The sequence below is a fragment of the Streptomyces rishiriensis genome (assembly GCF_003112535.1).
In the GTDB taxonomy this organism is placed as follows: domain Bacteria; phylum Actinomycetota; class Actinomycetes; order Streptomycetales; family Streptomycetaceae; genus Streptomyces; species Streptomyces rishiriensis.
The window spans coordinates 259417-285183 of record NZ_BEWA01000002.1 but is presented as its reverse complement, the minus strand read 5'-3'; the positions used below and the strand labels follow the sequence as shown (position 1 = coordinate 285183).

Sequence of the window (25767 nt, the reverse complement as noted above, 5' to 3'; positions counted from 1 at the left end):
GCTACTGCTCCCCCCTACGGTCCTCAAGGCCGCCCTGCTCCGGCACACGCGGCGCCGTGAGCTGTTCGGCGGCCGCCTGCTGGTAGCGCAGGACGGCCTGTTCGGCGACGCGCAGATCGCAGGGCGCGCTCCACAGCATGCGGCGCGCCGCGTCGTAGCGCTCGATGAGGAACGGGTCCTCCGCGAGTCCGTGCCGGGCGACCTTCGCCTTGTACGCGTCCAGCCGGCCGCGCAGCTCCGCGCGGACCGCCAGCGGCTGGGTGACCGCGCTCAACGACTCGCGGGCGCGCAGCAGTTCGTCCTCCGCCTTCTGCTCCAGGGACTCCAGGAGCGGGGACAGGCGGTGCCACTGGGCGTGCCGGCGGTACTCGGCGGCCGTCGCGAGCTGCTCCTGCAGCGCGGTCGGCGGGCCGCTGACCACCGGCACCTCCGTGGCGGCGATCTTCGCCAGCACCTCGCCGCGCGCGGTGCGCGCCTCGGCGAGCGTGCGGTCGGCGCGGCTGAGGACGTCGCGCAGGCGCACCAGTCGCTGTTCCGCGTCCTGGCGGACCGTCAGCACGGCGTCGATCTCGCGGCGCACGTCCTCCAGGGCGCGCGCCTCGCGGTCGTAGACCGTGGTGTCCGGGCGGCCGCCGCCCGGCGCGGAACTGCCCTGCGCGCGCACCCAGAAGGCCAGCGGGTCCGACACCACCTGCTCGCGCAGGGACGTCAGCGTGCGGGTGATGCGCTCCAGGTCGTCGCCCGCAGGGTGTTCGCCGGGGCGGACGCCGACGGAGTGCGCCAGCCGGCGCGTGCGCTGGAGCTCGGCGGCCAGTAAATCTATCCGCGCGGGCAGCGCCGACCACACCGCGTCGGCGGTCACGACCATGTCGAGCGAGGACGCGTACAGCTCGTTCATCCGGTCGACGAGGGTGGTGAGGGAGAAGCTCTGGCTGAGCTTGCCCGTGCCCTGCAGCGTCGGGGCCTCGGCCGATCCGGCGACTGAGCCGGCGACCGAGCCGACGACCGATCCGGCGACCGTGACGGACTCGCCGCGCAGCAGCTCCGTCAGCTCCACCAGGTCGTCGCGACTGGACCAGCGACGGCGCGAGCGGATCTCGCGGGCGCCGCGCAGCGCGGCCGTGTAGGCGTCGAAGTACGCCCACAGCAACGTGATCGACGCCTCCGCGGACGCCCAGCGCTCCTTGGTGACGCCGGTGAGCTCGGCGCCTTCGAGGAGTCTGCGGCCCGCGTGGTCCTGCAGGGCGAGGAGCGAGGTCTCGATCGCCTCGTGCTCCGCGCCGAGCCGCGCCAGCGCACGGTCGACCTCGTCCCGGTCCATCACCGGCCCGGGGGGTCCCGTGACGCCCATCGATCACCTCTCGCTGCTGTGTCGGTTGTCCGCTCGGTGGTTGTCCGCTCGGTGGTGTCCGCCGTCCTGCCTCCCCCGGCGGCCTGCTAGCTCGTGCGCAGGTACTGCGGCGCGGGCGGTCTGGACGTCGCCGCGTCGGCGCCCAGTGTCGCCGACAGCCATGTGTCGTACGACGCCTGCCAGCCGCTCGCGCGGTACTGCACCAGGATCTGGTTGACCCGGCGTACCAGATCGTCGGCGTCCTTCTTCATCGCCACGCCGTAGTACTCGGTCGTGAAGGGGGAGCCCTTGAGTTCCACCGTCGGGTCCTGGGCGGCCTGGCTGGCCGCGAGCGCGCCGTCGGTGACCACCGCGTCGACCTCGCCGAGCTGCAACCGGACGAGGCAGTCGAGCTGGTTGGGGACGGTGGTGGCGATGTCGACGCCGGCCCCGAGCCTGCCGGCCTTCTCGTCGTCGGCCAGCTTGGTGCTGGCCGTGGAACCGGCCGCCGTGCAGACCCTGGACTTCGCCAGGGTGGCGTCATAGCCGGTGATCTTGGAGGACTTGGGGGCGAGGACCTGCTGACCGGTCTTGAAGTAGGGCGCGGAGAACGCCACGTCGTTCAGCCGGGTGCAGGAGATCGTCATCGTGCGCACCACCATGTCGACCCGGCCCTCCTGGATGGCCGGGATGCGCTGGTTGGTCGGGATGGCCTTGAACTGGACCGCGTTCGGGTCGCCGAGGATGTCCTGGGCGATGCGGTGGACCAGGTCGATGTCGAAGCCCTCCAGCGCCGCCCCGGTGTTGTTGGGATCGCGGTAGCCCCAGCGGTAGCTGTTCTGGTCGACGCCGACGATCAGCTTGCGCTTCTCGCCCTGACGGGCCTTGATCGCGGCGATCGTCGGGCCGTCCGCGCTCGACGGCGCCAGCGTCTGCTTCTCGGGATCCTTGCAGTCGGCGTCGGCCGCCTGGCTCGCCTCGGCGACCTTGCCGCCGCCCTGTCCGGGGCTCGCCGCGCCGCCGGAGCGGGCCCACGGCAGCATCAGCACGAGCGCCAGCGCGAGGGCGCAGACGGCCGCCATCGCCCCTACTCCGCCCCAGCCCCGCAGCCGGGCCCGCACACGTCGCGCACGCATCGTCACGCCCCCCATCACCGGTACTCCGACAGTCTGCGGCCGATGCCCAGGACCGCGCCCGCGGCGCCCAGGACGGCGAGCACGGCGGCGCCGAGCGACAGGCCGGTCATCGCGTCCAGACCGTTCCCGGCGGCCTGCCTGAACTCGGCCTGCTCGTGCGCCAGCGCGATCGCCAGGTTCTTGTCGACGCCGTCGAAGCACGCGCCGGTGGCGTCCTTGCCGCCGATCACCAGGGCCAGCGCCTGCTCGTAGTTGCCGTTGTCGTCCTGGGCACGGGCCGCGGTGTGGCGCTTCTTCCACTCCGCCATGTTGCTCTCGGCCGTCGCCACCGGCTTCTCGCCCGACCGGTCGTCGGCGAGCTTCGCCGCGAGCGCGAGGCCCTTGTCGAGGGCGCCCATGTCGGTGGTGAACTCGTGGTCGTACTTGTCGAGCGTGATCTCGTCGCCGTCGGCCGTGACCTTCACCGTCTCGGCGCCGCGCGACACCAGCGTCAGGTTCTCGTTGCCGCGCGCCTTGAGGGAGGCGATCCGGGCGTCGTGCAGCACGTTCAGCGAGCGGACGCCGTTGTCGTAGGAGGAGTTCAGGCCCGAGCGGGCCACCGTGTGGCCGACGACCAGCCACAGCAGCACGACCGCGGTGGCCGCCGACGCCGCGACCAGGCCGTGGTTCAGGACACGGTTCGTGCGGCGGTAGTTGCGGTGCTGCGCCCAGGCGAGTCCGGCCAGCGCGAGGACGCCCAGCGCGATCGCCGCCCAGGGGTAGGGGGTCGCGTCGCCGTAGTCGTCCTGCAGCCGGCGGTTCTCCAGCTGGTAGAGGTCCTCCGCCGCCGGGAGCATGTCGTCCTGCATCTTCTCGTTGGCGTAGCGCAGGTAGGCGCCGCCGACCGGGAAGCCCTGCCGGTTGTACGTCCGCGCGCGCTCCACCAGGCCCTTGTACTCGGGCAGCAGCTTGTTCAGCCGGGTGATGAACTCGGTGGAGGGGGAGCCGGGATCGGCGTTGCTCGCCGCGGTGACGAGTTCGGCGGCCGCCTTGTCGATGTCCTCCTCGTAGCGCTGCCGGGTCGCCGCCGTCTCCTGGCCCCCCGCCAGGAAGCCGTTGGAGGCGGCCGTGTTGGCGTCGGCCAGCGAGCGGTAGATGTCTGCGGCGGCCGAGCTGAGCGGCTGGCTCTTGTGCAGCACGTCGTCGGCTGCGGCCTCGCGGTCGGTCGTCTGCCAGGCGGTCACCGCGCCGAAGGCGAGGACGAGCAGCGCGAGGAGGGCGCCGATGATGCGGAGCCGCCCCGGTTCGGTCGTCGCCGCGGCGCGGACCGTGTCGACGCCCTCGGCGAACGCCGTACGGCGTGTCGGCGGTGGTGTCGTGTTGGTCGGCGGGCTTGCCAGGTCTGCCACTGTTTGACCTCCCCCATGGTCATCTCCCGCCGGCAAGTATCGCTGGCGGGAGGTGTCGTGCGCACCGGCCTTCACTGGATCTTGATCAGATCGCAGTCACCCCTGTTCATGAATACGTCTTCAGAGGGTGTTCGGTTCCTTTCGGGGGGCTCGCGTTGTGAGCGCCGGGCGGGCGCGGGCCGGCCGCGCGCCGGGCGAACGTCGGGCCGCGCGCCGACGACGGAGCCGCCGTGCCGACGCGGCTCCGCCGCCCCGGTCTCCTGAGGTACTGAGGGACTGCGCTTCGTGCGCATGCCGGGCTCAGGCCTCGAAGAACTCCCGGGTCGTGCGCTGCGCGTCCGCCGCCGCGCCCACGCGGTCCAGGCCCAGCAGCGCCGCCCCCAGCACCGGCCGCGCGCGCACCACCCGGGCCACCGCCTTGGGAGCCCGGGCCGCCAGCAGTTCGCGCACCCGGTCGTCCAACTGTCCGTGGCCCGCCGTCAGGACTCCGCCGCCCAGCAGCACCGGTGTCTCCTCCGCGAGCAGTTCCAGGCGGGTCAGCGCCACCGTCGCCATCGTCACCACCTCCTCCGCCAGACGGTCGACGACCGCGCGCGCGACCGCGTCGCCCTCCGCCGCCGTCGCGAAGAGGACCGGGGTCAGTTCATGGCGGCGGTGCGGCGGGACGCGCTCCAGGTGCAGGGCCTCGATCAGCGCGTACATGGTCGGCAGGCCGAAGTGGGCCGGGAGGGTGCGGGTGAGGGCCGTCGGCCCGCCTCTGCCGTCGGCCGCCCGCGCAGCGTGCCACAGGGCCTCCTCGGCCAGCCCCCAGCCGCCGCCCCAGTCGCCGGAGAGGCGGCCGAGGGCCGGGAAGCGGGCGGTACGGCCGTCGGGGCGCATGCCCACGCAGTTGATGCCGGCGCCGCAGACCACGGCGACGCCCCGGGGGTCGGCCACGCCCGCCCGCAGGATCGCGAAGGTGTCGTTGCGGACGTCCACGGACCCGCCCCACGCGCGTGCGTGCAGGGCCGCCGCCAACTGCTCCTCCTCCACCGGCAGGTCCGCGTTGGCCAGACAGGCCGAGACATGGGTCGCGGCCGTGACGCCGGCCGCCCCGTACGCGCGCGTGACGGTGTCCGCCAGGGCGTCCACGGCGGCCGCCACGCCCACCGCGGGCGGCCGGAAGCCGCCGCCGCGGGCCGTGGCGAGCACCTCCCCGTCGGCCGCCACGACCGCGACGTCCGTCTTGCTGTTGCCCGCGTCGATGGCGAGGACGCCTGCCGTCAGACCCACGCGAGGTGCTCCCGGTTGTGTGCGACCAGTCGGTCGGTCAGCTCTTCGGCGTACTCGTACTGGCCGATCAGGGGGTGGGACAGGAGCGCCTTGAACACCCGGTCACGGCCGCCGCGCAGGGCCGCGTCCAGCGCCAGGTCCTCGTAGGCGGTCACGTGCGCCATCAGCCCCGTGCAGAGCGGGTCGAGGGAGGGGACCGGCAGCGGGGACGGCCCCTTGGGGCCCACCGCCGCCTGGACCTCGATCACCGCGTCGTCCGGGAGGAAGGGCAGCGTGCCGGCGTTACGGGTGTTCACCACCTGGTAGGGGCTGCCCGAGCCGGTCAGCAGCGCCGCCGCCAGGTCCACCGCGGCCTCCGAGTAGAAGGCCCCGCCGCGCTTGGCCAGCAGCGCCGGCTTCTCGTCGAGGGCCGGGTCGGAGTACAGCGACAGCAGCTCCTTCTCCATCGCCGCCACTTCCGCCGCCCGCGACGGCTTGGTGCGCAGTTCCCGCACGACCTCGTCGTGCGCGTAGTAGTAGCGCAGGTAGTACGACGGGACCACGCCCAGACGGTCCAGCAGCGGGCGGGGCAGCCGCAGGTCGGCGGCGATCGCCTCGGCGTGGCCGGCGAGCAGCCGCGGCAGGACGTCCTCGCCCTCGGGGCCGTGCAGCCGCACCCCGGACTCCCAGGTGAGGTGGTTGAGGCCGACGTGGTCGAGGTGCAGCTCGGCCGGCGCCACGTCGAGCAGGGCCGCGAACTTGCGCTGCAGGCCGATCGCGACGTTGCACAGACCGACCGCCCGGTGACCCGCCTGGAGCAGCGCGCGGGTGACGATGCCGACCGGGTTGGTGAAGTCGATGATCCACGCGCGCGGGTTGGCCCGACGGACGCGTTCGGCGATGTCCAGGACCACCGGGACGGTGCGCAGCGCCTTCGCCAGGCCGCCCGCGCCGGTCGTCTCCTGTCCGACGCAGCCGCAGTCCAGGGGCCAGGTCTCGTCCTGCAGGCGTGCCGCCTGGCCGCCGACCCGCAGCTGCAGCAGCACGGCGTCGGCGCCCTCCACGGCCGCGTCCAGGTCGGACGTCGTGACGATCCGGCCCGGGTGGTCCTGCCGGGCGAAGATCCGCCGGGCGAGACCGCCGACGAGTTCCAGGCGGTCGGCCGCCGGGTCGACGAGGACCAGTTCCTCCACGGGAAGGGTGTCGCGCAGGCGCGCGAAGCCGTCGACGAGTTCGGGTGTGTAGGTCGAGCCGCCGCCGACCACGGTGAGTTTCATGGCTTGTTAACCCTTTACTCCGGTAAGGGTGACACCTTCGACGAACGCCTTCTGGGCGAAGAAGAACACGAGGATCACGGGGGCCATGACCAGCACGGTGGCCGCCATGGTGAGGTTCCAGTCGGTGTGGTGCGCGCCCTTGAAGGACTCCAGGGCGTAGGAGAGCGTCCACGCGTTCGGGTTCTCGGAGGCGTAGATCTGCGGGCCGAAGTAGTCGTTCCAGGCGGCGAAGAACTGGAAGAGGGCGACGGCGGCGATGCCGGGCTTCGCCATCGGCAGGACGACCTTCAGCAGGGTGCGCAGATCACCGCAGCCGTCCACCTTCGCCGCGTCCACGTACTCGTTGGGGATCGTCATCAGGAACTGGCGCAGCAGGAAGATCGAGAACGCGTCGCCGAACGCCAGCGGGATGATCATCGGCCACAGGGTGCCCGACAGATCCAGCTGCTTGGCCCAGAAGAGGTACATCGGGATGACGACCACCTGCGGCGGCAGCATCATCATCGAGATCACCAGCATCAGCGTCAGATTGCGGCCCCGGAAGCGGAACTTGGCCAGCGCGTACGCCACGGGCACCGAGGAGACGACGGTGAGGACGGTGCCCAGGCCCGCGTAGATCAGCGTGTTCCGCCACCAGGTGAGGAAGCCGGGGGTGTCGAAGACCTTGCGGTAGTTGCCCCACTCCCAGGTGTGCGGGATCAGGTCCCGGCTGAGCGCCTGCGAGTCGCTCATCAGGGAGGTGAGGAACACGAACACGAAGGGGAGCGTGAAGAAGAGGGCGGCCGCCACGCCCAGGGAGTGGACGGCGATCCACTCCAGCAGTGCCCTGCGGCGGGCGGTGCGCTCGGCGGGCGACGACGGGGCCGTCAACTCGGGCGGACGTTCCAGTACTTGGGTCATGATGGTCAGTCACCTGCCTGGATGAGACCGCCCCGGCGCCGCATCAACAGCGCGGTGAACGCCATCGAGAGAGCGAACAGGACCAGGGCGACGACACAGGCCGAGCCGTAGTCGAAACGCTGGAAGCCGAGGTTGTAGACGAGCTGGGGGAGGGTGAGCGTGGAGTGCTCGGGGTAGCCGGGCTCGAACATGGTGCCCGCGCCCTGGATCACGCCGGAGGCGACCTTCCCGGCGACGAGCGGCTGCGTGTAGCACTGCATCGCCGCGATCACCCCGGTGACGACCGCGAACATGATGATCGGCGAGATGTTGGGCAGGGTGACGAACCGGAACCGCTGCCACGCCGACGCGCCGTCGAGCTCGGCCGCCTCGTACTGCTCCCTGGGCACGTCGAGCAGGGCGGCCATGAAGATGACCATCAGGTCGCCGACGCCCCACAGGAACATCAGCGTGAGGGCGGGCTTGGACCAGTCGGGGTCGTTGAACCAGCCCGGGGCGGGGATGCCGATCTTCTCCAGGAGGGAGTTGACCGGGCCGGTGCCGGGGTTGAGCAGGAACGCGAACGCCATGGTCGCAGCGACCGGCGGGGCGAGGTACGGCAGGTAGAAGAGGGTCCGGAAGATCCCCGTGCCCGTCTTGATCTTCGTGATCAGCATGCCGATCCCGAGCCCGAACAGGACCCGCAGCGTCACCATGATCACGACCAGCCAGAGGGTGTTGCGCAGGGCCGGCCAGAAGAACGGGTAGTGCTCGAAGACGTACGTCCAGTTCTTCGTCCCGCTCCAGGTCGGCGGCTTGAAGCCGTCGTAGTGCATGAACGAGAAGTAGACCGTCGAGATCATCGGGTAGGCGAAGAAGACCGCGAACCCGATCAACCAGGGCGAGAGGAAGGCGAGCGTCCGCAGGGCCTGCCTGCGCTGCTTCGCGGCGAGGCCGGGCGAGCGGCCGGGCGAACGGCGGGATGAACGGCCGGACGAGGGGCGCCGGGACGCCGACGTGAGGGCGCTCATCGCTACTTCGCCTGCGCGATGTCCGTGTCGATCTGCTTCGCGGCCTGCTGCAGGCCGGTCTGCAGGTCGGTGACCTTGCCGCTCTCGTAGTCGTAGCCGAGCTGCTGGATGGTCGTCAGGTACACGCCGCCGTTGACCGAGGCCGGGGAGGTGGTCGAGTTCGGGTTGGCGGCGATGTCCAGGAACGTCTTGAAGCGCGGGTCGTACTTCAGGTCCGGGGACTTCAGCGCGGCCAGCGTGGACGGCACGTTGTGGATGGCGTTGGAGAACGCGACGACCGCGCCCGTGTCGGTGGTCATGTACTTCAGCAGTTCCCAGGCGGCGTTCTGCTTCTTGCTGGTGGCGGCGATGCCGGCGATGGTGCCGGTGATGTAGCCCTTGCCGTACTGGGCGGCCTGGTCGTCGGGGACGGGCAGCGGGGCGACGCCGATCTCGAAGCCCGGTTTGGCGTCCATCGCCATGCCCAGACGCCACTCGCCGTCCAGCTGCATGGCCACCTGGCCGGTCTGGAAGGGGTGCTTGGGGCCCCACTCGTCACCGAGGCCGGACCGGAACTTCTCCAGTTTCCGGAAGCCGCCGAGGTCGTCGACGAGCTTCTTCTGCAGGGTGAAGGCGCCGGCCACGGCCGGGTCGGTGGCGATCGTGGACTTGCCGGACCTGTCGAAGTAGGTGGGCGAGAACTGGCCCATGTAGTGCTCGGTCGTCGTCTCCCAGCCGTGGTAGTCCGGCATGAACCCGAGCTGCTTGTACGTGTCGCCCTGGGCGATCGTCAGCTTCTTGGCGTCGGTCTCGAACTCGGACCAGGTCTTCGGCGGGGTCTGGATGCCCGCCTTCGCGAACGCCGTCTTGTTGTAGTAGAGCCCGTAGGCGTCGCCCAGCAGGGGCGCCGCGCACCGGTTGAGGTCGTACTGGGTGTACTGGTTCATCGCCTTCGGGAAGGTGGCGCCGGGATCGATGTGCGCCTTCTTGAAGAAGGGGTTGAGGTCGACGAGGGCGCCGGAGGAGCAGAACTTGCCGACGTTGTTGGTGGTGAAGGACGAGATCACGTCGGGCGCCTTGCTGCCGCCCGCGCGCAGCGCCTGGTTGATCTTGTCGTCGGTCATGTTGCCGACGACGTTCACGTGGATGTTGGGATGCGCCTTCTCGAAGCCCGCGACCAGGGACTGCACGGCCTTCACCTCGTTCGGCGCGCTCCAGGCGTGCCAGAAGGTGATGGTCTGCTCCTTGGACGCGTCGTCGCTCGCCTCCGAGGCCGACTGACCGGTACAGGCGGTGGTGCTCAGCAGCAGGGCCGTGGAGGCGGTGAGGGCGAAAGCCGCCTTTCGGACGACTTCGGGTATGCGTGTGGGCATGGCGGAGCCTTCCAGGGACAGGGGAGGGTGAGGTGAGGTGTGAGAGGAGAGGAGAAGAGGGTGAGGCGAGGGGAGCCGGGAGGGCGCGGGTGGGACTAGCGCGAAGTGTCGAAGACCTCGTCGCGGGCGGCGGCCAGCGCGCTCTCCAGCGCGCCGCGCAGCACGGGCCGTTCGGTGACGTCGCCCATCACCAGCTTGGGCCGCGAGGCGGCCAGCTCCTCCAGCTCGGCCTGGACGAGAGCGCGCAGCACTTCGCCGCCGGCCGTCAGGGAGGCGCCGCTGAGGACGACGAGTTCGGGGTCGAGCACGGAGACGAGCGAGGCGAGACCGGTCGCGAGCCGGGTCGCGTACGTCTGGAGCAGCAGCCGGTTCAGGACGGTGTCCTCGGCGGCCGCCCGTGCCACGAGCGTCGCGGCCGCCTCGGCGTACGGCCCGGAGGGGACCGCGCTCATGCCGATCTCCCGGGCCAGCCGGGGGAGGGCCTGCGAGCCGGCCAGCTCCTGGTAGCCGCCGCTGTTGGCTTTGGTCACCTGTCGGACCAGGGGCGCGCCCGGAACCGGAAGGAAACCCACCTCTCCCGCGCCCCCGGTCCAGCCGCGGTGCAGCCGGCCGCCGAGGACGAGCGCGGCGCCGAGGCCGCCCTCGTTCCACAGCAGGACGAAGTCCTCGTGGCCGCGGGCCGCGCCGAGCCGTTGTTCGGCGACGGCGGCGAGATTGACGTCGTTCTCGTACTCGACCGGCATCGGCAGTGCTGCGGCGAGGTCGTCGAGCAGCGCGGGGGAGTGCCAGCCGGGCAGGTGGGAGGCGTAGCGCAGCCGGCCGGTGGTGGGGTCGAAGGCGCCGGGGGTGGCGACGACGAGCCGGCGCACGTCGGCCCGGGTGAGGCCGGCCGCCTTCACCGCGCCGTCGAGGGCGTCGGTGACCTGCCGTACGACGGCCCCGGCGGTCTTCCTGCCGGGCGTGGGCACCTCGTACGCGCCCACGGTCCGGCCGGTGACGTCGGCGACGGCGGCGAGGACGCGCTCGGGGGTGACGTCGAGTCCCGCTGCGTACGCGGCGGCCGGATTGACCTCGTACAGCTGGGCGTTGGGGCCGGGCCGCCCCTCGGTGGTGCCGGTCGCCAGCACCAGCCCGGCCGCCTCCAGGCGGGCCAGGAGCTGCGAGGCGGTGGGCTTGGACAGGCCGGTGAGCTTGCCGATGCGGGTGCGGGACAGAGGGCCGTGCGCCAGCAGCAGGTCGAGGGCCGCCCGGTCGTTCATGGCGCGCAGGACGCGCGGGGTGCCCGGCGTGCCGGCGGTTCCTGCCATGGATCGACACCTGCCTTTCTGAACTGCACAGCTTCTCAGTGCGGCCGGACGCACGTCCACATCCGGTCACTGTTAGGAAAGTTTCCTATCGGTGGAAGGGAACGTAAGCCCGGCGCGAAGGGGACGTCAAGGCGCGAAACGGCAAACGCTCCCGAGGCAACAGAGTCGTTACCAGGGGGCCCCGGCAGAACGACGGGGCACCCGACGCGCCTGTGGCGTCGGATGCCCCTGATCACTCGAACGAGCGTGCTGAACCGTTCCCCGTCTCCCCCTGCTTCCCCTACTTCCCCGGAGGCGTCGTCGCCCGGGGCTGCACGATCGGTGTCGCCGCCGCGTGCTGCGGCGAGTCCGCGTTGGAGAAGACCGAGGGCGCCGCGACCGCGGCCGCCGGGTCGTCCGGGTCCTCCGTCACCGGGGCGGTCGCGCCGCCCACGATGCGGATGTCGGCCTCGTCGAAGGCCCGCTTGACGCGCCAGCGCAGCTCGCGCTCGACCGCCAGGGACTTGCCCGGCATCGTCTTCGCCGAGATCCGGACGACCATCGAGTCGAGCAGGACGCTGTCCAGGCCGAGCACCTCGATCGGGCTCCACAGGAGCTCGTTCCAGGGCTCTTCCTTGCTCATCTTCTCGGCGACCTCGTCCAGCGTCGCCTTCACGCGGTCGAGGTCCTCGGAGGCCTTGACGGTCACGTCGACGCCTGCCGTCGCCCAGCCCTGCGACAGGTTGCCGATCCGCTTGACCTCGCCGTTGCGGACGTACCAGATCTCACCGTTGGCCCCACGCAGCTTCGTCACACGCAGGCCCACCTCGATGACCTCGCCGGTGGCCACGCCCGCGTCGATCTGGTCGCCGACGCCGTACTGGTCCTCCAGGATCATGAACACGCCGGAGAGGAAGTCCGTGACCAGGTTGCGGGCGCCGAAACCGATCGCCACGCCCGCGACGCCCGCGGAGGCCAGCAGCGGGGCCAGGTTGATCTCGAAGGTGCCCAGCACCATCAGCGCGGCCGTGCCCAGGATCAGGAAGCTCGCCACCGAGCGCAGCACCGACCCGATCGCCTGCGAGCGCTGCCGCCGCCGCTCGTTGTTGACGAGCAGCCCGCCCAGCGCCGTGCCGTCGACCGAGGCGACGGTGCGGTTCATCCGGTCGATCAGCTTGGTGATCGCCCGCTGGACCACCACTCTGAGCACCACCGCGATCACCAGGATCAGCAGCACGCGCAGACCGATCGCCAACCACGTCGACCAGTTCTGCTCGACCCAGCTGGCCGCGTTCGTCGCGCTCTCCTGGGCGTCCTGCAGGGACGGGACGGTCACTGCGCTCGGCGACTCCGAGGGAGTCGGCGTGGGCGACACGTCGGCGGCCGGTAGGACGGCGGACAAGGACAAGGCAGGTACCTCCAGGTGCTGCTCTGCGTCATCCGGTGCGGCGGTCGAGGTCGACACGCGCTGCGAGGTCACGGAATGGTCACCGGACAGGCAGAACCACCACACTAACGGGGCACTGTGTGTGCTTCGGCGAGATCCGGAAAGGAGAGACGGTCCTCACCTGCGCTTGAACAGGCCATGATCCCGGGGAGAAACAGGGTGTGGTCGAAAACACTCCCAGCCCGTTACCGGGACATGGTGGCGCGTCCACCAGGCAAGAGGAGAGACTGACTGCAGATCGTCCCGGCGCGAGCCACGCGCCGCCGACGCCCAAGGAGGCATCCGTGCCGCATGTCCTGGTCCTCAACGCGTCGTACGAGCCGCTCGGCGTCGTACCGCTCCGCCGCGCGCTCATCCTCGTCCTGGAGAACAAGGCGGTCTCCCTGGAGGAATCCGGCGCCTTCATGCACAGCGCGACCGTCACAGTCCCCGCACCCAGCGTGGTCCGGCTCAAGCGATTCGTCCGCGTTCCCTACCGTGGGCCCGTTCCCCTGACCCGTCGAGCGCTCTTCGCGCGGGACGGGGGCCGGTGCATGTACTGCGGTGGCGTCGCCACCAGCGTCGACCACGTCATCCCGCGCAGCCGCGGCGGCAAGCACGTGTGGGACAACGTCGTCGCGTCCTGCCGTCGCTGCAACCACGTCAAGGCCGACCGCCACCTCGTCGAGATCGGCTGGCGGCTGCGTCACAAACCCGCTCCTCCCTCGGGCCTGGCCTGGCGCATCATCGGCACGGGCCACAGGGACCCGTGCTGGCTGCCGTACCTGCAACCGTACGGCGCGGACGACGCCCTGGCCCGGATCGACGGCATCTCCGCATAGCCGACGGATCCGGGCTTCTTCATGCCCCGTGGCGCTGAGCCGAGGCCCGGCCACGGGGCCCTTCGGGACGCCGACACCCGGCCCCGGGATGTCGTCGCTGTCACGAGGGGCGGTGCGGTCCCTGTGCGCGCGGGCTTTCCGGGCGAGGGCCGCGGGCCGCGTGCAGTGCCGTGCCCAGCACGAACACCGCGCCCGCAGCCAGCCACGCCCCCGCCTCCTGGCCCGGCCGCGTCGGCCACGCCCACACCGTGACCGCCCACCCGCGTACCCCGCCCGACGCGAGGTGGACCGCGCCGACACAGCAGAACGCGGGCAGCCAGCTCAGCCGGGCGCCGACCAGCACCGCCGCGGCCGCCGTGACGCCGACGCAGCCGAGCAGGGTGCGGAGCGAGGCCGCGGCGACGAAAGCGGGGCCGTCGCCGGGCACGGTCAGCGCCGTTGGCGCGCAGGCGAGGACGGACAGGGCGAGCAGATGGACCAGCCGGCGGGGCCACCAAGGGCGCACGGCCGTACGGTCCAGCTCCTCGGAGGGGGCGTACAGGCTCGCGCCGATCAGCGCGGCGGCCAGCAGGGGCGCCAACGCCACGACCGGCGCCGACCAGCCCGGGGCCCGCTGGACGTCGTCCGTACGGTGTGCCGCCTCCGCGGCGAACGCGCAGGTCCCGGCGAGCAGGGCGAGAGTGAGGGGAAGGGTGCGGGAGCGGGCGTAGAGGCCGATGCCGGTCAGGGCGAGACGGTGGGGGCTCACAGGGCGGGCACCCCGTTCTGGTGGCAGTCGCCGACCGTCGCGAAGTACGCCGAGAGCCAGGTCCGGCGCTCGTCGGCGCCCATCGACGCCAGCCGCGCGCGAGCCGCCCGCCGTTCCCTCAGCTCGGCGCGCCGGGCGGCGTCGCCCTTCGCGTCCAGCTCGTCGAAGTGCCCCTGGGCGGGGTTGGGCGCGAGATAGTCGGAGACGGCGGCATCCGCCGCGCGCACGCGCGCGTCCGGCTCGCCGCACTTCGCGCGGTCCTGCAGCGCGGCCGTCGCCTCCCACGCGTACTGCTCAGGATCGGTCAGCCGGCCGCGGACGACCGACCAGCCGATCGGCGTCAGCAGGGGCAGCTGCACCTCGCCGTCGTGTGGTTCGCCCGGACGGTCCTCGAACCTGACGGGCAGGTTCCGTACGCCCTCCAGGCGGCCGGTGACACCCGACAGAGCCTTCGTGACCTGCGGCAGCATGCCTGCGTAGCGGGCGTTCACGCAGATCTGCGGCACGGTCGACGTGTCGCAGACCTGCCCGCTCCCGGACGGGTTCGCGTGCCACAGCTCCGGCCCGGACCGCACCAGCAGCCCGCCCGCGGCTGCCGCCGCCGCCAACGGCAGCAGGACGGTCCACCGACGCCGTCCCCGCAGCGCGTACGCCAGGACGGCGGCCGCCGCCAGCCCGCCCGCCCACACGGCCAGCGCGACGGGCTGCCACCCCACCGGGACCAGCTCCTCGGCGACGGGCAGTGCCGGGTCGAGCCGGCGCCAGGCGCCCGCATCCGCCCGCCCGCACAGGGCCAGACCGACGTACCCGGCCGCCGCCAGCAGCGGCGGCGCCGGCCGCCAGGCCACCAGCCGCCCCACGACGTGCCCGGCCACCGCGGCGGCCAGGAGCACCACCGCGTCCGCGGGCAACAGGTCCGTGTACGGCCGGTCGCCGCGGGCGTACGGCCAGGTGGCGAGGAGCGCCCCGGTCGCGGCGAGCAGATAGCCCGCCACCACCCACAGCGCGAGCGGCAGCGCCGCCACCAGCAACCGGACCAGCGGTCCGCGCACGGCCGTCGTCCACAGTTCCTCCGTGGCCCGCCGCCGCTCCCGCCCGCCCTGCCGGCAGCCCGCGGCCGCCGCGAGGGGTACGAGGACCAGTTGCATGGCGTGCAGCTCGGTGCGGGTCTCCGCCCAGCCGCCCTGCCAGCGGTCCGCCTCGGCGGCCAGCAGCACCGCCGGCGTGAGGAAGGCGGCGGCTCCGGCCCACGGGGCGAAACCACGGGCGACCTCGGCGCGCAGGGGGTGCGGCGGGCGCGGCGCGGCGGGCCGGGTGGTCCGCTTCTCGGTCACGAGGGTCATCGCGTCGGCTCCAGAGGGGCGCGGTGGGCGCGCAGGGCCGCCGTGTAGCCGCGTTCGATGGGGCTGTCGCCGATGCCGTCCGGCCCCGAGGCCTCGCCGACGGCGCTGAGCGAGGCCGGGGTGCCCCGGTAGGCGACCCTTCCAGCGTCCAGGAGGGTGACCTCCGTGCAGGCGGCTGCCACGTCCTCCACCAGGTGGGTGGAGACGAGCACCGTGGCCCGGGCGCCCAGTTCGCGCAGCAGGGCGCGGAACTCGACGCGCTGCTCGGGGTCGAGACCGGCGGTCGGCTCGTCGAGGAGCAGAACGTCCGGCTCGTTGACGATGGCCTGGGCGATGCCCACCCGGCGGATCATGCCGCCGGACAGCGTCCTCACCTTGGCGTCGGCCCGGTCGCCGAGGCCGACCCGTCGGACGGCGAGATCGACGGCGGCCGGCACGTCCGCGGCCGGTATGTCCTTCAGCCAGGCCACGTACGCGACGAACTCGCGCACGGTGAAGCGCGGGTAGTAGCCGAACTCCTGCGGCAGATAGCCGAGTCGCGCACGGACCGGGCCGCGCCGGGCCGGTTCGCCGACGTCCTCGCCGAGGATCTCCACCTGCCCGGCGGACGGCTGTGCGACGGTGGCCAGGACCCGGATCAGCGACGTCTTCCCGGCCCCGTTCGGACCGAGCAGCCCGTGCACGCCGGGGCCGAGGTCGAGGTCGACGGCGTCGAGCGCCACGGTCCTGCGGTGCCGCACGCGCAGTCCGCTCACTCGTATCGTGCTCATGGCTTCTCCATGTGGTCGTAGGCGGAACGGCGGGCGGCGAGCAGCGCGGCGCACAGCAGGGCCGCGGCCCCCCAGGCCCCCTGGGCGCGAGGGCCGGCCAGGCAGCGGTCGAGCTGCTCGGCCAGCTCGGTGAGGGCGGGGCCGCCGGAGGCGGTCAGCGCCGGGACGAGGACGGCGCACGACCATCCCCCGCCCGTCAGCGCGGTGGCGGCCCGGCAGCCGACCCAGCCCGCCAGCGTCAGCGAGGCCAGCGTCAGCGCGAGCCCCGGCAGCAGCCAGGCGGCCGCGCCCGGCGTCCCGGCGGCGGGCAGCAGCAGGCCGGTGAGGGTGAGCAGCGGGAGACTGACGGCGAGGACGACGGCCGTCCGCGTCAGCATCAGCCGCAGTCCCCCGGACGGCGTGGCCGCCGCGATCTCGTGCAGCGGGTCGGCGTGCACCCCGTAGGAGAGGGCGACCCCGGCGACGGGCGCCAGCGGCGCGAGCGCCAGCAGCAGCGGCCTCGAAGCGTCGACCCCCGCCCCGTAGGACAGGGCGAGAGCGCCGAGGGCGACGAGCCACACGGCTGCCGTCCAGGCGCCACGGACGGCGGGACCGGCGGCCCACAGGGCGCGGACGAGGAAGGAGGACCACAGGCGCGCGCGGCGGGCGGAGCGGGCGGGGGGAATCCGGAGAGTCCCCGGGGAGACCCGGTGCGCCTCGTGAGCGGCCGCCCGCCCTGCCTCTCGGGCCTCCGGCCGGACGGCCTTCGCGAGCGCGGTCTCCCTGAGCACCGCCTCTCGTATCTGCGCCAGCACCGGCCCCGCCGCGGGCGACTGCCGGACGGCCGCAGAGACGCGCGCCGCGCATGCCCCGCACCGCTCCAGGTGTTTCTCCAGGGACCAGGCCTCGGACTCCGGCAGGGAGCCGTCCGCATAGCGGGCGGCGAGGTCGTCGGACGTGTGCCAGGGGGTCGTGCTCATGCCGGGCCTCCCGCCGGACGGGGATGCGGAGCCGGGTGCGGGCGCAACTGGGCGAGGGCCGCACGAAGCTCGGCCCGGGCGCGCATCGCGCGGGTCTTGACCGTGCCCTCGGGTATGCCGAGCAGCCGGGCCGCCTCCCGGGTGGTCAGCCCGTCGACGACGGTCACGCGCAGCACCTCCCGCAGCTCGGGCGAGATCCGGTCGAGAGCGGTGCCCACGTCGCCGAACTCCAGACCGGCCAGCGCGCGTTCCTCGGCGGAGGCGGCGACCGGCGACGGCCAGTCCTCGACCCGCGCCGTCTCGACCCGCGCGGCCCGCTCCTGCACCCGCCGCGCGTCGACGAGCCGGCGGGCGGCGATGGTCCACAGCCAGCCGCCGGCCTCCCGGCCGGCGTGCCCGCCCGCCGAACGCCACACGGTCACGAAGGTGTCCTGCACCACCTCGCGCACGACCTCGGCGTCGGCGCAGCGCCGGCTGAGCCGCGCGAACAGCCATCCGGCATGCCGGTCGTACAGCGTGGCCAGCGCTGACGGGTCCCCGTCCGCCACGGCCCGCAGCAGCGCCGCGTCCGTGTCGCCCTCCCCATGGCCCCTCACGGGGCGGAACAGTCTCACACCCCCTCTATCGTCCGGTCCCGGGCGACCGGTTCACGCGCCGACGGCGCCCTCCCGGTCCTCGTCCTGAGCGGATCGCGCGGGGTTGTGGCAGGTTGGGATGCGAAGGGGACGTCTGTCCTCGCGTCGGCTGGGTAGGGCTGCGGTATCCGATGTCGTATCCGATGAGGAGGCCCACCGTGATCGCGCCGGCCCGATCCAAACGCCCGGCGGAGACATCCGCCCCCACCGCCGTCGACCTCGCCGACCCCCACCTGTGCGCCCTCGGCGCCGAGGGGAAACACGCGCAGCCTCCGTTGACCAGCGAACCGCCGCTGCCCGACGCCGAGCCCCTGACCAGCGAACCGCCGCTCGCCGCGGACTCCGACTCCACGAGGCCGTAGATGAGCGCACCCCCCGGAGAGGAGCTCGCCCGGCTCGCCGCGCTGCACGGCGTCGCGACCTCCTACCAGCCCTCCCCGGACCGCACGGTCACGGCCTCGGCCGCCGCCGTCGTCCGCGTCCTGGCCGCCCTCGGGGTCGACGCCGGCTCCCCGGCGGCCGTGCGCGCCGCGCTCGCCGCCCGGGAACGGGAACTGCGCGAGCGGCTGCTGCCGCCGACGGTGGTCTGCTGGAGCGGCGACCGGGCGGAAGCGCTCGCCGCGCTCCCCGAGGGCAGCCGGCTGCGCGTGGAGACGGAGCAGGGCGACAGACACGAGTTCGTCGACGCGCCCGACTCCCTCGCCGGGCTTCCCCTCGGGGTGCACCGGCTGACGGCCGTCACACCCGACGGACGCACCGGCAGCGCCCACCTCGTGGTCGCGCCGCCCCGCCTGCCCGCGCCCGCGGGCCGCTCCCACGGGCTCCTCGTCCAGCTGTACTCCCTGCTGTCGCGCCGCTCCTGGGGGATGGGCGACCTCGGTGACCTCGCCGAGCTGACCGCATGGGCGGGCCGGGTGCTCGGAGCCGGGTTCGTCCAGGTCAACCCGTTGCACGCGGCCGTGCCCGGAACCCCCACCGACCCCTCCCCGTACCGGCCCTCCTCCCGCCGCTTCCCCGACCCGGTGCATCTGCGCGTCGAGGACGTCCCCGAGTACGCCTTCGTGCGCGACGACGCGCTGCGGGCCGCGCTCGCGGAACGTGCCGGGCGCCTGCGCGAGGCCGTCCTGGAGAAGGGCGAGCTGATCGACCGGGACGCGGTGTGGGAGCTCAAGCGGGAGGCCCTGGAGCTCGTCGCCCGCGTGCCGCTCGGGCCGGGCAGGCGCGCCGCCTACTGCGACTTCCTCGCCGAGCAGGGGCAGGCCCTGGAGGACCACGCCACCTGGTGCGCGCTCGCCGAGGTGCACGGTTCCCGCTGGCAGCAGTGGCCGGCCGAACTGCGCGACCCCCGCTCGGCCGGGACCGCCCGCGCCCGCGGGGAGCTGATGGACCGCGTGGACTTCCACTCCCGGCTGGCCTGGCTCACCGACTCCCAGCTCACCGCCGCCCAGCGCGCCGCGCGGGAGGCGGGCATGCCCGTCGGGATCGTGCACGACCTGGCGGTCGGCGTGCACCCCGAGGGCGCCGACGCGTGGGCGCAGCAGGAGCACTTCGCGGCCGGGATGTCGGTCGGCGCCCCGCCGGACGCCTTCAACGCCCGCGGTCAGGACTGGGGTCTGCCGCCCTGGCGGCCGGACCGGCTGGCCGCCTCCGGCTACGCGCCCTACCGGCGGCTGCTGCGGGCGCTGTTCCGCTACGCGGGCGCCCTGCGCATCGACCACGTCATGGGCCTGTTCCGGCTCTGGTGGGTCCCGCAGGGCGAGCCGCCGACCGAGGGCGCCTACGTCCGCTACGACGCCGAGGCCATGCTCGCCGTGCTGGTGCTGGAGGCCTCCCGCGCCGGGTCGCTGGTGATCGGGGAGGACCTGGGCACCGTCGAGCCGGGCGTGCGGGAGGCGCTGCGCGAGCGCGGCGTGCTCGGCACGTCCGTCCTGTGGTTCGAGCGGGACTGGGAGGGCGACGGCCTCCCGCTGCCGCCCGCCCGCTGGCGCGCCGACTGTCTGGCCACCGCCACCACCCACGACCTGCCGTCCACCGCCGCCCGCCTCACCGGCGAGCACGTCGAACTGCGCGACCGGCTCGGCCTGTTGACGCGGCCACTGGAGGAGGAGCGCGCGGAGGCCGCCAACGACACGGCGGAGTGGCTGGGCCTGCTCCGCCGGCTCGGGCTGCTGGCCGGCGGAGGCGGGGGCGACCGTTCCTCGGAGGAGGCCGAGGTGCAGGCCGTGCACCGCTTCCTGCTGAGCACCCCAGCCCGCATGGTCGGCGTCTGGCTCCCGGACGGCGTCGGCGACCGCCGCCCGCAGAACCTGCCCGGCACCTGGGACCAGTACCCGAACTGGCGGCTGCCGATCGCCGACGCCGAGGGCCGCCCGGTCACCCTGGAGCAGCTGGCCGCCTCGCCGAGGCTGCACGCCCTGATGGAGGTCCTGCGGGAGCGGCCCGGCGACTCCCCGGGCAGCCCTGCCGGGGACGTCCCCTCCCCGGACGGTTCCTCAGGGTCCGGCCCCGCCGAGGACGCGGCGGCCGAGGACGGCCCTTCCGGGAGCGTGTGAGAGCGGGAGGTCCGCCGCGCCCGGGGGCAGCACGCCCGGGGGCGCCCGAGGACGGGAGGGGCCGGGCGCTCCGCGCCTCATACGGCACCCCGGACGCGCGCTCCCCGACACCGTTCGCTAACTTTGCACCGTGGACAAGAAGAACGCCCTGCGCGCCGGCGCCCTGGCTGCCGGTACGACGCTGATGATGCTGCTCATGTCGTCCCCCGCGCTCGCGCTGACCCGCGACGACGGTGACGACCCCGGCCCGGGACTGAGCGTCATCGAGACGCTGGGTCTGTACGTCCTGACCCCGCTCGCGCTGTTCGCGCTGATCGCCGGTCTGGTCTGGGTCCTCGACAGGTCGAAGGACCGCGCCGACACCACCAGCTCCAACATCGCGGTCAAGGGCAAGGCCTAGGCCTGTCCCACGCCCACGCCACCGCCTTCTCCCTCGGCGGTGACGCGGGCTTCGCGGTGGCGCCGAGCGTGAAGCCGGTCCCCGCGACGGCCTTTTTCCGCGCCGCGGCGTGAAGCGTGGTGCGCTCTGCGCGCCCCCCGGTCAGCTGCCGGGCGTCTCCGTGGCCAGCAGCAGTTCTCGCAACAGGTCGGCCAGCCGGTCGGCCTGTTCGCCGTTCAGGGCCGCGTTCAGGGCCTCCGTCTGGACGTCCAGCCCCGCGCTCACCGCGCGGTCGACCAGCTCCAGCCCCTTCTCCGTCAGCGTCACCTGCAGTCCACGGCGGTCGTGCGGGTCGGGGGAGCGGCGCAGCAGCCCGGCCCGCTCCAGCTTGTCGAGGCGGCCGGTCATGCCGCCGGTGGTGAGCATGAGGGTCGCCGACAGCCCGCGGGGCGAGAGGGTGTAGGGCTCGCCGGAGCGGCGCAGCGTGGCCAGTACGTCGAACTCCCCGCGGGCGACTCCCAGGGCCGCGTACGCCTTGTCCATCCGGTCGCCCATCGCGCGCGTGAGCCGGGAGATCCGGCCGAAGACCTCCATGGCCGCGGTGTCGAGGTCGGGGCGGACCGTCGCCCACTGTTCGATGATCGCGTCGACCGGGTCCTTGCGCGGGGGCTGCTGACTGCTCATGCGTCGAGTATCCAAGGGCTTTCGATCACGCGCAAGAAAGTGGCTTGACGGTAAGTAGCTTGGCGCTAAGCTACTTACATGAAGAGGTCAGCGACCGCCCTGCTCACCGCCCTCGCCCCGGTCTCCTGGGGCACCACCTACGCCGTCACCACCGAGTTCCTCCCCGCCGACCGCCCCCTGTTCACCGGTCTGATGCGGGCTCTGCCCGCCGGGCTGCTGCTGCTCGCCCTCGGCCGGGTCCTGCCGCGAGGCGCCTGGTGGGGGAAGGCCGCGATACTCGGCGCGCTGAACATCGGCGCCTTCTTCCCGCTGCTCTTCCTCTCCGCCTACCGGCTGCCCGGCGGCATGGCGGCCGTCGTCGGCTCGGTGGGACCGCTGTTCGTCGTCGGCCTCTCGGCGCTGCTTCTCGGGCAGCGGCCCTCCGCGCGGAACCTGGTCACCGGCGTCGTCGCCGCGTTCGGCGTCAGCCTCGTCGTGCTGAAGGCGGCCGGGGCCCTCGATGCGCTCGGCGTGCTCGCGGCGCTCGCCTCCACCGCCTCGATGTCGGCCGGCACGGTCCTGACGAAGAAATGGGGCCGTCCCGACGGTGTGGGCCCGCTCGCCCTGGCCGGCTGGCAGCTCACCGCGGGCGGCCTGCTGATCGCTCCGCTCGCCTTCCTCCTCGAAGGCCCGCCGCCCGCTCTCGACGGCCGGGCCGTCGGCGGCTACCTCTATCTCGCCCTGGCCAACACGGCAGTCTCGTACTGGCTCTGGTTCCACGGCATCGGGCGCCTCAGTGCGACCCAGGTCACCTTCCTCGCCCCGCTCTCCCCGCTGACGGCCGCCGTCGTCGGCTGGGCCGCCCTGGGCCAGGCGCTGACGCCGGTGCAGCTGACGGGGATGGCGCTGGCGTTCGGCGCGACGCTCGCCGGACAACTCGGCGCGGGGCGGCCCGGCCCGCGCCGGTCCGGGACCCGGCGGCCGTGGGCCGGGCGGCCCGGGGCGGACGGACCGCTCCGGACGGCTCCCGCCCGAACGCCCGCCCCCACCGCCGAGCCCCGGCCGGCGGGACGGGCGCGGTGACGGCCCCCGTGGGGTGAGGGGTGCGGCGGATCGAGATGTGCGAAGGGCGCCCGGTGGGACACCGGGCGCCCTTCGCGCCGTATGAAGAAGCCGTCGGCTTCCCCGTACGAAGGAGCCGTGCGGGGGAGCCGGACGAGCGGACTACCGCGCGTCGGCCGCCTGGGCCTTCAGCGCGCGCTCCACGCCCGAGCGGGACTCGGAGACGAGGCGGCGCAGGGCCGCGTTCGGCTGGGCCGAGGCCAGCCAGGCGTCCGTCTTGTCCAGGGTCTCCCGGGAGACCTGGACCGCCGGGTAGAGCCCGACCGCGATCTGCTGGGCGATCTCGTGCGAACGGGAGTCCCAGATGTCCTTGACGACCTCGAAGTACTTGTCCGTGTACGGCGCGAGCAGCTCACGCTGGTCGGTCTGCACGAAGCCGCCGATGACGGCCTCCTGCAGGGCGTTGGGAAGCTTGTCGGACTCCACGACCGACGCCCACGCCTCCGCCTTGGCCTCCGGCGTCGGACGCGCGGCGCGCGCGGTCGCCGCGTGGCGCTCGCCCGCGGCCGTCCTGTCCCGCTCGTGCTCGGCGGCGATGTCGGACTCGTCGAACTGCCCCACGGCCACCAGGCGCTGCACGAACGCCCAGCGCAGCTCGGTGTCGACGGCCAGACCCTCGATGGTCTGCCCGCCGTCCAGCAGCGACTCCAGCAGGTCGATCTGATCCGGCGTGCGGGCCGTCGCCGCGAACGCCCGTGCCCAGGCGAGCTGGTGGTCGCTGCCCGCCTCGGCGGACCGCAGGTGCGCGAGCGTGGCGTCCGTCCAGCGGGTCAGCAGGGTCTCGCGGGCGGCCGGGTCGGCGTACAGGTCGATGGCGAGCTTGACCTGGCGGTGCAGCGACTGGACCACACCGATGTCGGACTCCTTGCCGATGCCGGACAGCACCAGGGACAGGTAGTCACGGGTGGGCAGTTCGCCGTCGCGGGTCATGTCCCAGGCCGACGCCCAGCACAGCGCGCGCGGCAGCGACGACTCGAAGTCGCCGAGGTGCTCGGTGACGAACGCCAGCGACTGCTCGTCCAGGCGGACCTTCGCGTACGACAGGTCGTCGTCGTTGAGCAGGACGACGTCCGGACGGCGCTTGCCCACCAGCTGCGGGACGGCGGTCAGCTCGCCGTCGATGTCCAGCTCCACCCGCTCGTCGCGCAGCAGCTTGCCGCTCGCGCCGTCCCGTTCGTACAGGCCGACCGCGATGCGGTGCGGGCGCAGGGTCGGCTCGCCCTTCGCGCCCGCCGGGAGCGCCGGGGCCTCCTGGCGGATGGCGAAGGACGTGATGACGCCCTCGGCGTCCGTCTCGATCTCGGGGCGCAGCACGTTGATGCCGGCGGTCTGAAGCCACTTCTGCGACCAGGTGCCCAGGTCACGGCCGGAGGTCTCCTCCAGCGCGCCGAGCAGGTCCGACAGACGGGTGTTGCCGAACGCGTGACGCTTGAAGTACGCCTGCACGCCCGAGAAGAACTCGTCCATGCCGACGTACGCCACGAGCTGCTTCAGGACGGACGCGCCCTTGGCGTACGTGATGCCGTCGAAGTTGACGAGGACGTCGTCCAGGTCGCCGATCTCGGCCATGATCGGGTGGGTCGAGGGCAGCTGGTCCTGCCGGTAGGCCCACGTCTTCATGGAGTTGGCGAACGTGGTCCACGAGTGCGGCCAGCGCGAGTCCGGCGCGTACGCCTGGCAGGCGATCGAGGTGTAGGTGGCGAACGACTCGTTCAGCCACAGGTCGTTCCACCACTCCATGGTGACCAGGTCGCCGAACCACATGTGGGCCAGCTCGTGCAGGATCGTCTCCGCACGCACCTCGTACGCCGCGTCGGTCACCTTGGACCGGAAGACGTACTGGTCGCGAATGGTGACCGCGCCCGCGTTCTCCATCGCGCCCGCGTTGAACTCCGGCACGAACAGCTGGTCGTACTTCTTGAACGGGTACGCGTAGTCGAACTTCTCCTGGAACCAGTCGAAGCCCTGCCGCGTGACCTCGAAGATCGCGTCCGAGTCGAGGTACTCGGCGAGGGACGGCCGGCAGTAGATGCCGAGCGGCACCGACTGCCCGTCCTTCTCGTACACGCTGTGGACGCTGTGGTACGGCCCGACGACGAGCGCGGTGATGTAGCTGGAGATCCGCGGGGTCGGCTCGAAGACCCAGACGTCGTCCTTGGGCTCCGGCGTCGGGGAATTGGAGACGACGGTCCAGCCGGTCGGCGCCTTCACGGTGAACTGGAAGGTGGCCTTCAGGTCCGGCTGCTCGAAGGACGCGAAGACGCGACGGGCGTCCGGGACCTCGAACTGCGTGTACAGGTAGGCCTGTTCGTCGACCGGGTCGACGAACCGGTGCAGACCCTCACCGGTGTTGGTGTAGGCGCAGTCCGCCGCCACCCGCAGGACGTTTCGGCCCTCCAGGAGCCCCGGCAGCGCGATCCGGGAGTCCTCGAACACCTCGGCCGGATCCAGCGCGTCGCCGTTGAGCGTCACCTCGTGGACGGTCGGGGCCACCAGGTCGATGAAGGACTCCGCGCCCGTCCCGGCGACGTCGAAGCGCACCGTGGTCACGGACCGGTAGGTACCGCCCTCCTGCGCCCCGGAGAGGTCGAGATCGATCTCGTACGAGTCAACGGTGAGCAGCTTCGCCCGCTGCTGCGCCTCTTCGCGAGTCAGGTTTGTGCCAGGCACGCGGTCATCTCCTCGATATGTGTCGGTTGCGCCATCCTTCCACGAGGGGGCCGTCCGCGGCGACGACGTTCCGTGCGGCCCCCCGCCCGCCCCGCCGGAGGGGGCCGCGGGCGGTCCGCCGGCCGCGCCGCGGCGGTCGCGGGGACCTGAGCACGACGTCCGGATTCCGCCGGTGCGGCGGAGCGGCGGGCGCGAGGCTGGGCGCATGACGACTCCGACAACCGCCCGCTCCGGCGTCCGCATCGCCCGGCCGATCCCGCCGGAGGCCCTCGACGAGCTGCGCTCCACCGACGACGCGGGCCGGCCGACCGTCCCCGAGACCGACGAGGAGGGCGGCGCCCTGCTGCGCTGCTGCCTGCGGCGCAGCGAGCCCGGCGAGTCGATCGCCCTCGTGTCCTACGCGCCCCTGCGCCGCTGGGCCGCTGAGACCGGCGCCGACCCGGGGCCCTACGACGAGCAGGGCCCCGTCTTCGTCCACGCGCGCGCGTGCCCGCGCCCGGCCGGGGACGCCCTGCCGTTCACGAACTCCCACCGCACCGTCCGCCGCTACTCCCACGACGGCCGCATCCTGGGCGGCCGCCTCGTCGAGGACCCGGACGGGTTCGACGCGGCCTTCGCCGAGGCGTTCGCGGATCCGGAGGTCGCGCTCGTCCACGTACGGGCCGTCGAGTACGGCTGTTTCCTCTACGAGGTGCGCCGACGCTGACGCCCCCGGCTCACCGCGGGTT

The 25767-nt window shown here is 73.0% G+C and carries 23 protein-coding genes; 6 read left to right on the top strand and 17 right to left on the bottom strand.

Annotated features, from left to right (window positions below):
- Window position 1 precedes the first annotated feature (1 nt).
- The 10 genes from Sri02f_RS02965 to Sri02f_RS02920 form a co-directional block, all read right to left on the bottom strand.
- Window positions 2-1351 (bottom strand): coiled-coil domain-containing protein, encoded by a 1350-nt coding sequence (locus tag Sri02f_RS02965; protein ID WP_108999476.1) that lies wholly within the window; start codon window positions 1349-1351, stop codon window positions 2-4.
- Between the two features lie 86 nt (window positions 1352-1437).
- On the bottom strand, window positions 1438-2466 hold the full coding sequence (locus tag Sri02f_RS02960) for a glutamate ABC transporter substrate-binding protein (RefSeq protein ID WP_108999787.1): 1029 nt from the start codon (window positions 2464-2466) through the stop codon (window positions 1438-1440).
- 14 nt (window positions 2467-2480) lie between these two features.
- On the bottom strand, window positions 2481-3854 hold the full coding sequence (locus Sri02f_RS02955) for a GlnX family signal transduction membrane protein (RefSeq protein ID WP_108999475.1): 1374 nt from the start codon (window positions 3852-3854) through the stop codon (window positions 2481-2483).
- A gap of 300 nt (window positions 3855-4154) precedes the next feature.
- Entirely contained in the window at window positions 4155-5126 is a 972-nt protein-coding gene (locus Sri02f_RS02950; RefSeq protein ID WP_108999474.1) for an N-acetylglucosamine kinase, read from the bottom strand.
- On the bottom strand, window positions 5117-6382 hold the full coding sequence (locus Sri02f_RS02945; protein ID WP_108999473.1) for a 6-phospho-beta-glucosidase: 1266 nt from the start codon (window positions 6380-6382) through the stop codon (window positions 5117-5119). The genes Sri02f_RS02950 and Sri02f_RS02945 overlap by 10 nt, the downstream gene beginning before the upstream one ends.
- 6 nt (window positions 6383-6388) lie before the next feature.
- Entirely contained in the window at window positions 6389-7282 is an 894-nt protein-coding gene (locus Sri02f_RS02940; protein ID WP_108999472.1) for a carbohydrate ABC transporter permease, read from the bottom strand.
- Between the two features lie 5 nt (window positions 7283-7287).
- Window positions 7288-8292 (bottom strand): carbohydrate ABC transporter permease, encoded by a 1005-nt coding sequence (locus tag Sri02f_RS02935; protein WP_245970375.1) that lies wholly within the window; start codon window positions 8290-8292, stop codon window positions 7288-7290.
- A gap of 2 nt (window positions 8293-8294) precedes the next feature.
- Window positions 8295-9644: an ABC transporter substrate-binding protein gene (locus tag Sri02f_RS02930; RefSeq protein WP_108999471.1), complete on the bottom strand. Its 1350-nt coding sequence runs from the start codon at window positions 9642-9644 to the stop codon at window positions 8295-8297.
- A 95-nt stretch (window positions 9645-9739) separates the two neighbouring features.
- Window positions 9740-10951: an ROK family transcriptional regulator gene (locus tag Sri02f_RS02925; RefSeq protein WP_108999470.1), complete on the bottom strand. Its 1212-nt coding sequence runs from the start codon at window positions 10949-10951 to the stop codon at window positions 9740-9742.
- Window positions 10952-11231: 280 nt separating this feature from the next.
- A complete protein-coding gene (locus Sri02f_RS02920; protein WP_108999469.1) occupies window positions 11232-12338 on the bottom strand; it encodes a mechanosensitive ion channel family protein in 1107 nt (368 codons plus the stop codon).
- Between the two features lie 323 nt (window positions 12339-12661).
- On the opposite strand from Sri02f_RS02920, the gene Sri02f_RS02915 reads away from it, so the two are divergent.
- Window positions 12662-13198 carry an HNH endonuclease gene (locus tag Sri02f_RS02915; RefSeq protein WP_108999468.1) on the top strand — a complete coding sequence of 179 codons (537 nt, stop codon included), beginning with the start codon at window positions 12662-12664 and terminating at the stop codon, window positions 13196-13198.
- A 100-nt stretch (window positions 13199-13298) separates the two neighbouring features.
- Here Sri02f_RS02915 and Sri02f_RS02910 read toward each other — a convergent pair whose 3' ends face one another.
- From Sri02f_RS02910 to Sri02f_RS02890, 5 genes are read right to left on the bottom strand one after another with little or no spacing between them, the layout of a single operon-like run.
- Window positions 13299-13946, bottom strand: a complete 648-nt coding sequence (locus tag Sri02f_RS02910; RefSeq protein WP_245970373.1) for a hypothetical protein — start codon at window positions 13944-13946, stop codon at window positions 13299-13301.
- Entirely contained in the window at window positions 13943-15289 is a 1347-nt protein-coding gene (locus Sri02f_RS02905; RefSeq protein ID WP_108999467.1) for a hypothetical protein, read from the bottom strand. The genes Sri02f_RS02910 and Sri02f_RS02905 overlap by 4 nt, the downstream gene beginning before the upstream one ends.
- On the bottom strand, window positions 15286-16059 hold the full coding sequence (locus tag Sri02f_RS02900) for an ABC transporter ATP-binding protein (RefSeq protein WP_174855573.1): 774 nt from the start codon (window positions 16057-16059) through the stop codon (window positions 15286-15288). The genes Sri02f_RS02905 and Sri02f_RS02900 overlap by 4 nt, the downstream gene beginning before the upstream one ends.
- Window positions 16056-17018: a zf-HC2 domain-containing protein gene (locus Sri02f_RS02895; RefSeq protein WP_108999465.1), complete on the bottom strand. Its 963-nt coding sequence runs from the start codon at window positions 17016-17018 to the stop codon at window positions 16056-16058. The genes Sri02f_RS02900 and Sri02f_RS02895 overlap by 4 nt, the downstream gene beginning before the upstream one ends.
- The gene (locus Sri02f_RS02890) at window positions 17015-17632 is read right to left on the bottom strand and encodes an RNA polymerase sigma factor (protein ID WP_108999464.1); all 618 of its coding nucleotides are present in this window, start codon (window positions 17630-17632) and stop codon (window positions 17015-17017) included. The genes Sri02f_RS02895 and Sri02f_RS02890 overlap by 4 nt, the downstream gene beginning before the upstream one ends.
- Window positions 17633-17784: 152 nt before the next feature.
- On the opposite strand from Sri02f_RS02890, the gene Sri02f_RS02885 reads away from it, so the two are divergent.
- The 3 genes from Sri02f_RS02885 to Sri02f_RS02875 all read left to right on the top strand — a co-directional run bounded on the left by Sri02f_RS02885 (window position 17785) and on the right by Sri02f_RS02875 (window position 20605).
- Entirely contained in the window at window positions 17785-18015 is a 231-nt protein-coding gene (locus tag Sri02f_RS02885; protein ID WP_245970372.1) for a hypothetical protein, read from the top strand.
- Window positions 18016-20205: a 4-alpha-glucanotransferase gene (gene malQ / locus Sri02f_RS02880; protein ID WP_108999462.1), complete on the top strand. Its 2190-nt coding sequence runs from the start codon at window positions 18016-18018 to the stop codon at window positions 20203-20205.
- Between the two features lie 130 nt (window positions 20206-20335).
- Entirely contained in the window at window positions 20336-20605 is a 270-nt protein-coding gene (locus Sri02f_RS02875) for a hypothetical protein (RefSeq protein WP_108999461.1), read from the top strand.
- Between the two features lie 141 nt (window positions 20606-20746).
- Here Sri02f_RS02875 and Sri02f_RS02870 read toward each other — a convergent pair whose 3' ends face one another.
- Window positions 20747-21268 (bottom strand): MarR family winged helix-turn-helix transcriptional regulator, encoded by a 522-nt coding sequence (locus Sri02f_RS02870; RefSeq protein WP_108999460.1) that lies wholly within the window; start codon window positions 21266-21268, stop codon window positions 20747-20749.
- A gap of 78 nt (window positions 21269-21346) precedes the next feature.
- Between Sri02f_RS02870 and Sri02f_RS02865 the strand changes: the two genes are divergently transcribed.
- Window positions 21347-22330 (top strand): EamA family transporter, encoded by a 984-nt coding sequence (locus Sri02f_RS02865; RefSeq protein WP_108999459.1) that lies wholly within the window; start codon window positions 21347-21349, stop codon window positions 22328-22330.
- A gap of 141 nt (window positions 22331-22471) precedes the next feature.
- Here Sri02f_RS02865 and pepN read toward each other — a convergent pair whose 3' ends face one another.
- Window positions 22472-25039, bottom strand: coding sequence for an aminopeptidase N (pepN, locus tag Sri02f_RS02860; protein WP_108999458.1), 2568 nt, complete (start codon window positions 25037-25039; stop codon window positions 22472-22474).
- 205 nt (window positions 25040-25244) lie between these two features.
- Here pepN and Sri02f_RS02855 point away from each other — a divergent pair, with 205 nt between their 5' ends.
- Window positions 25245-25745 carry a DUF1203 domain-containing protein gene (locus Sri02f_RS02855; RefSeq protein WP_108999457.1) on the top strand — a complete coding sequence of 167 codons (501 nt, stop codon included), beginning with the start codon at window positions 25245-25247 and terminating at the stop codon, window positions 25743-25745.
- The last annotated feature ends 22 nt before the right edge of the window (window positions 25746-25767 follow it).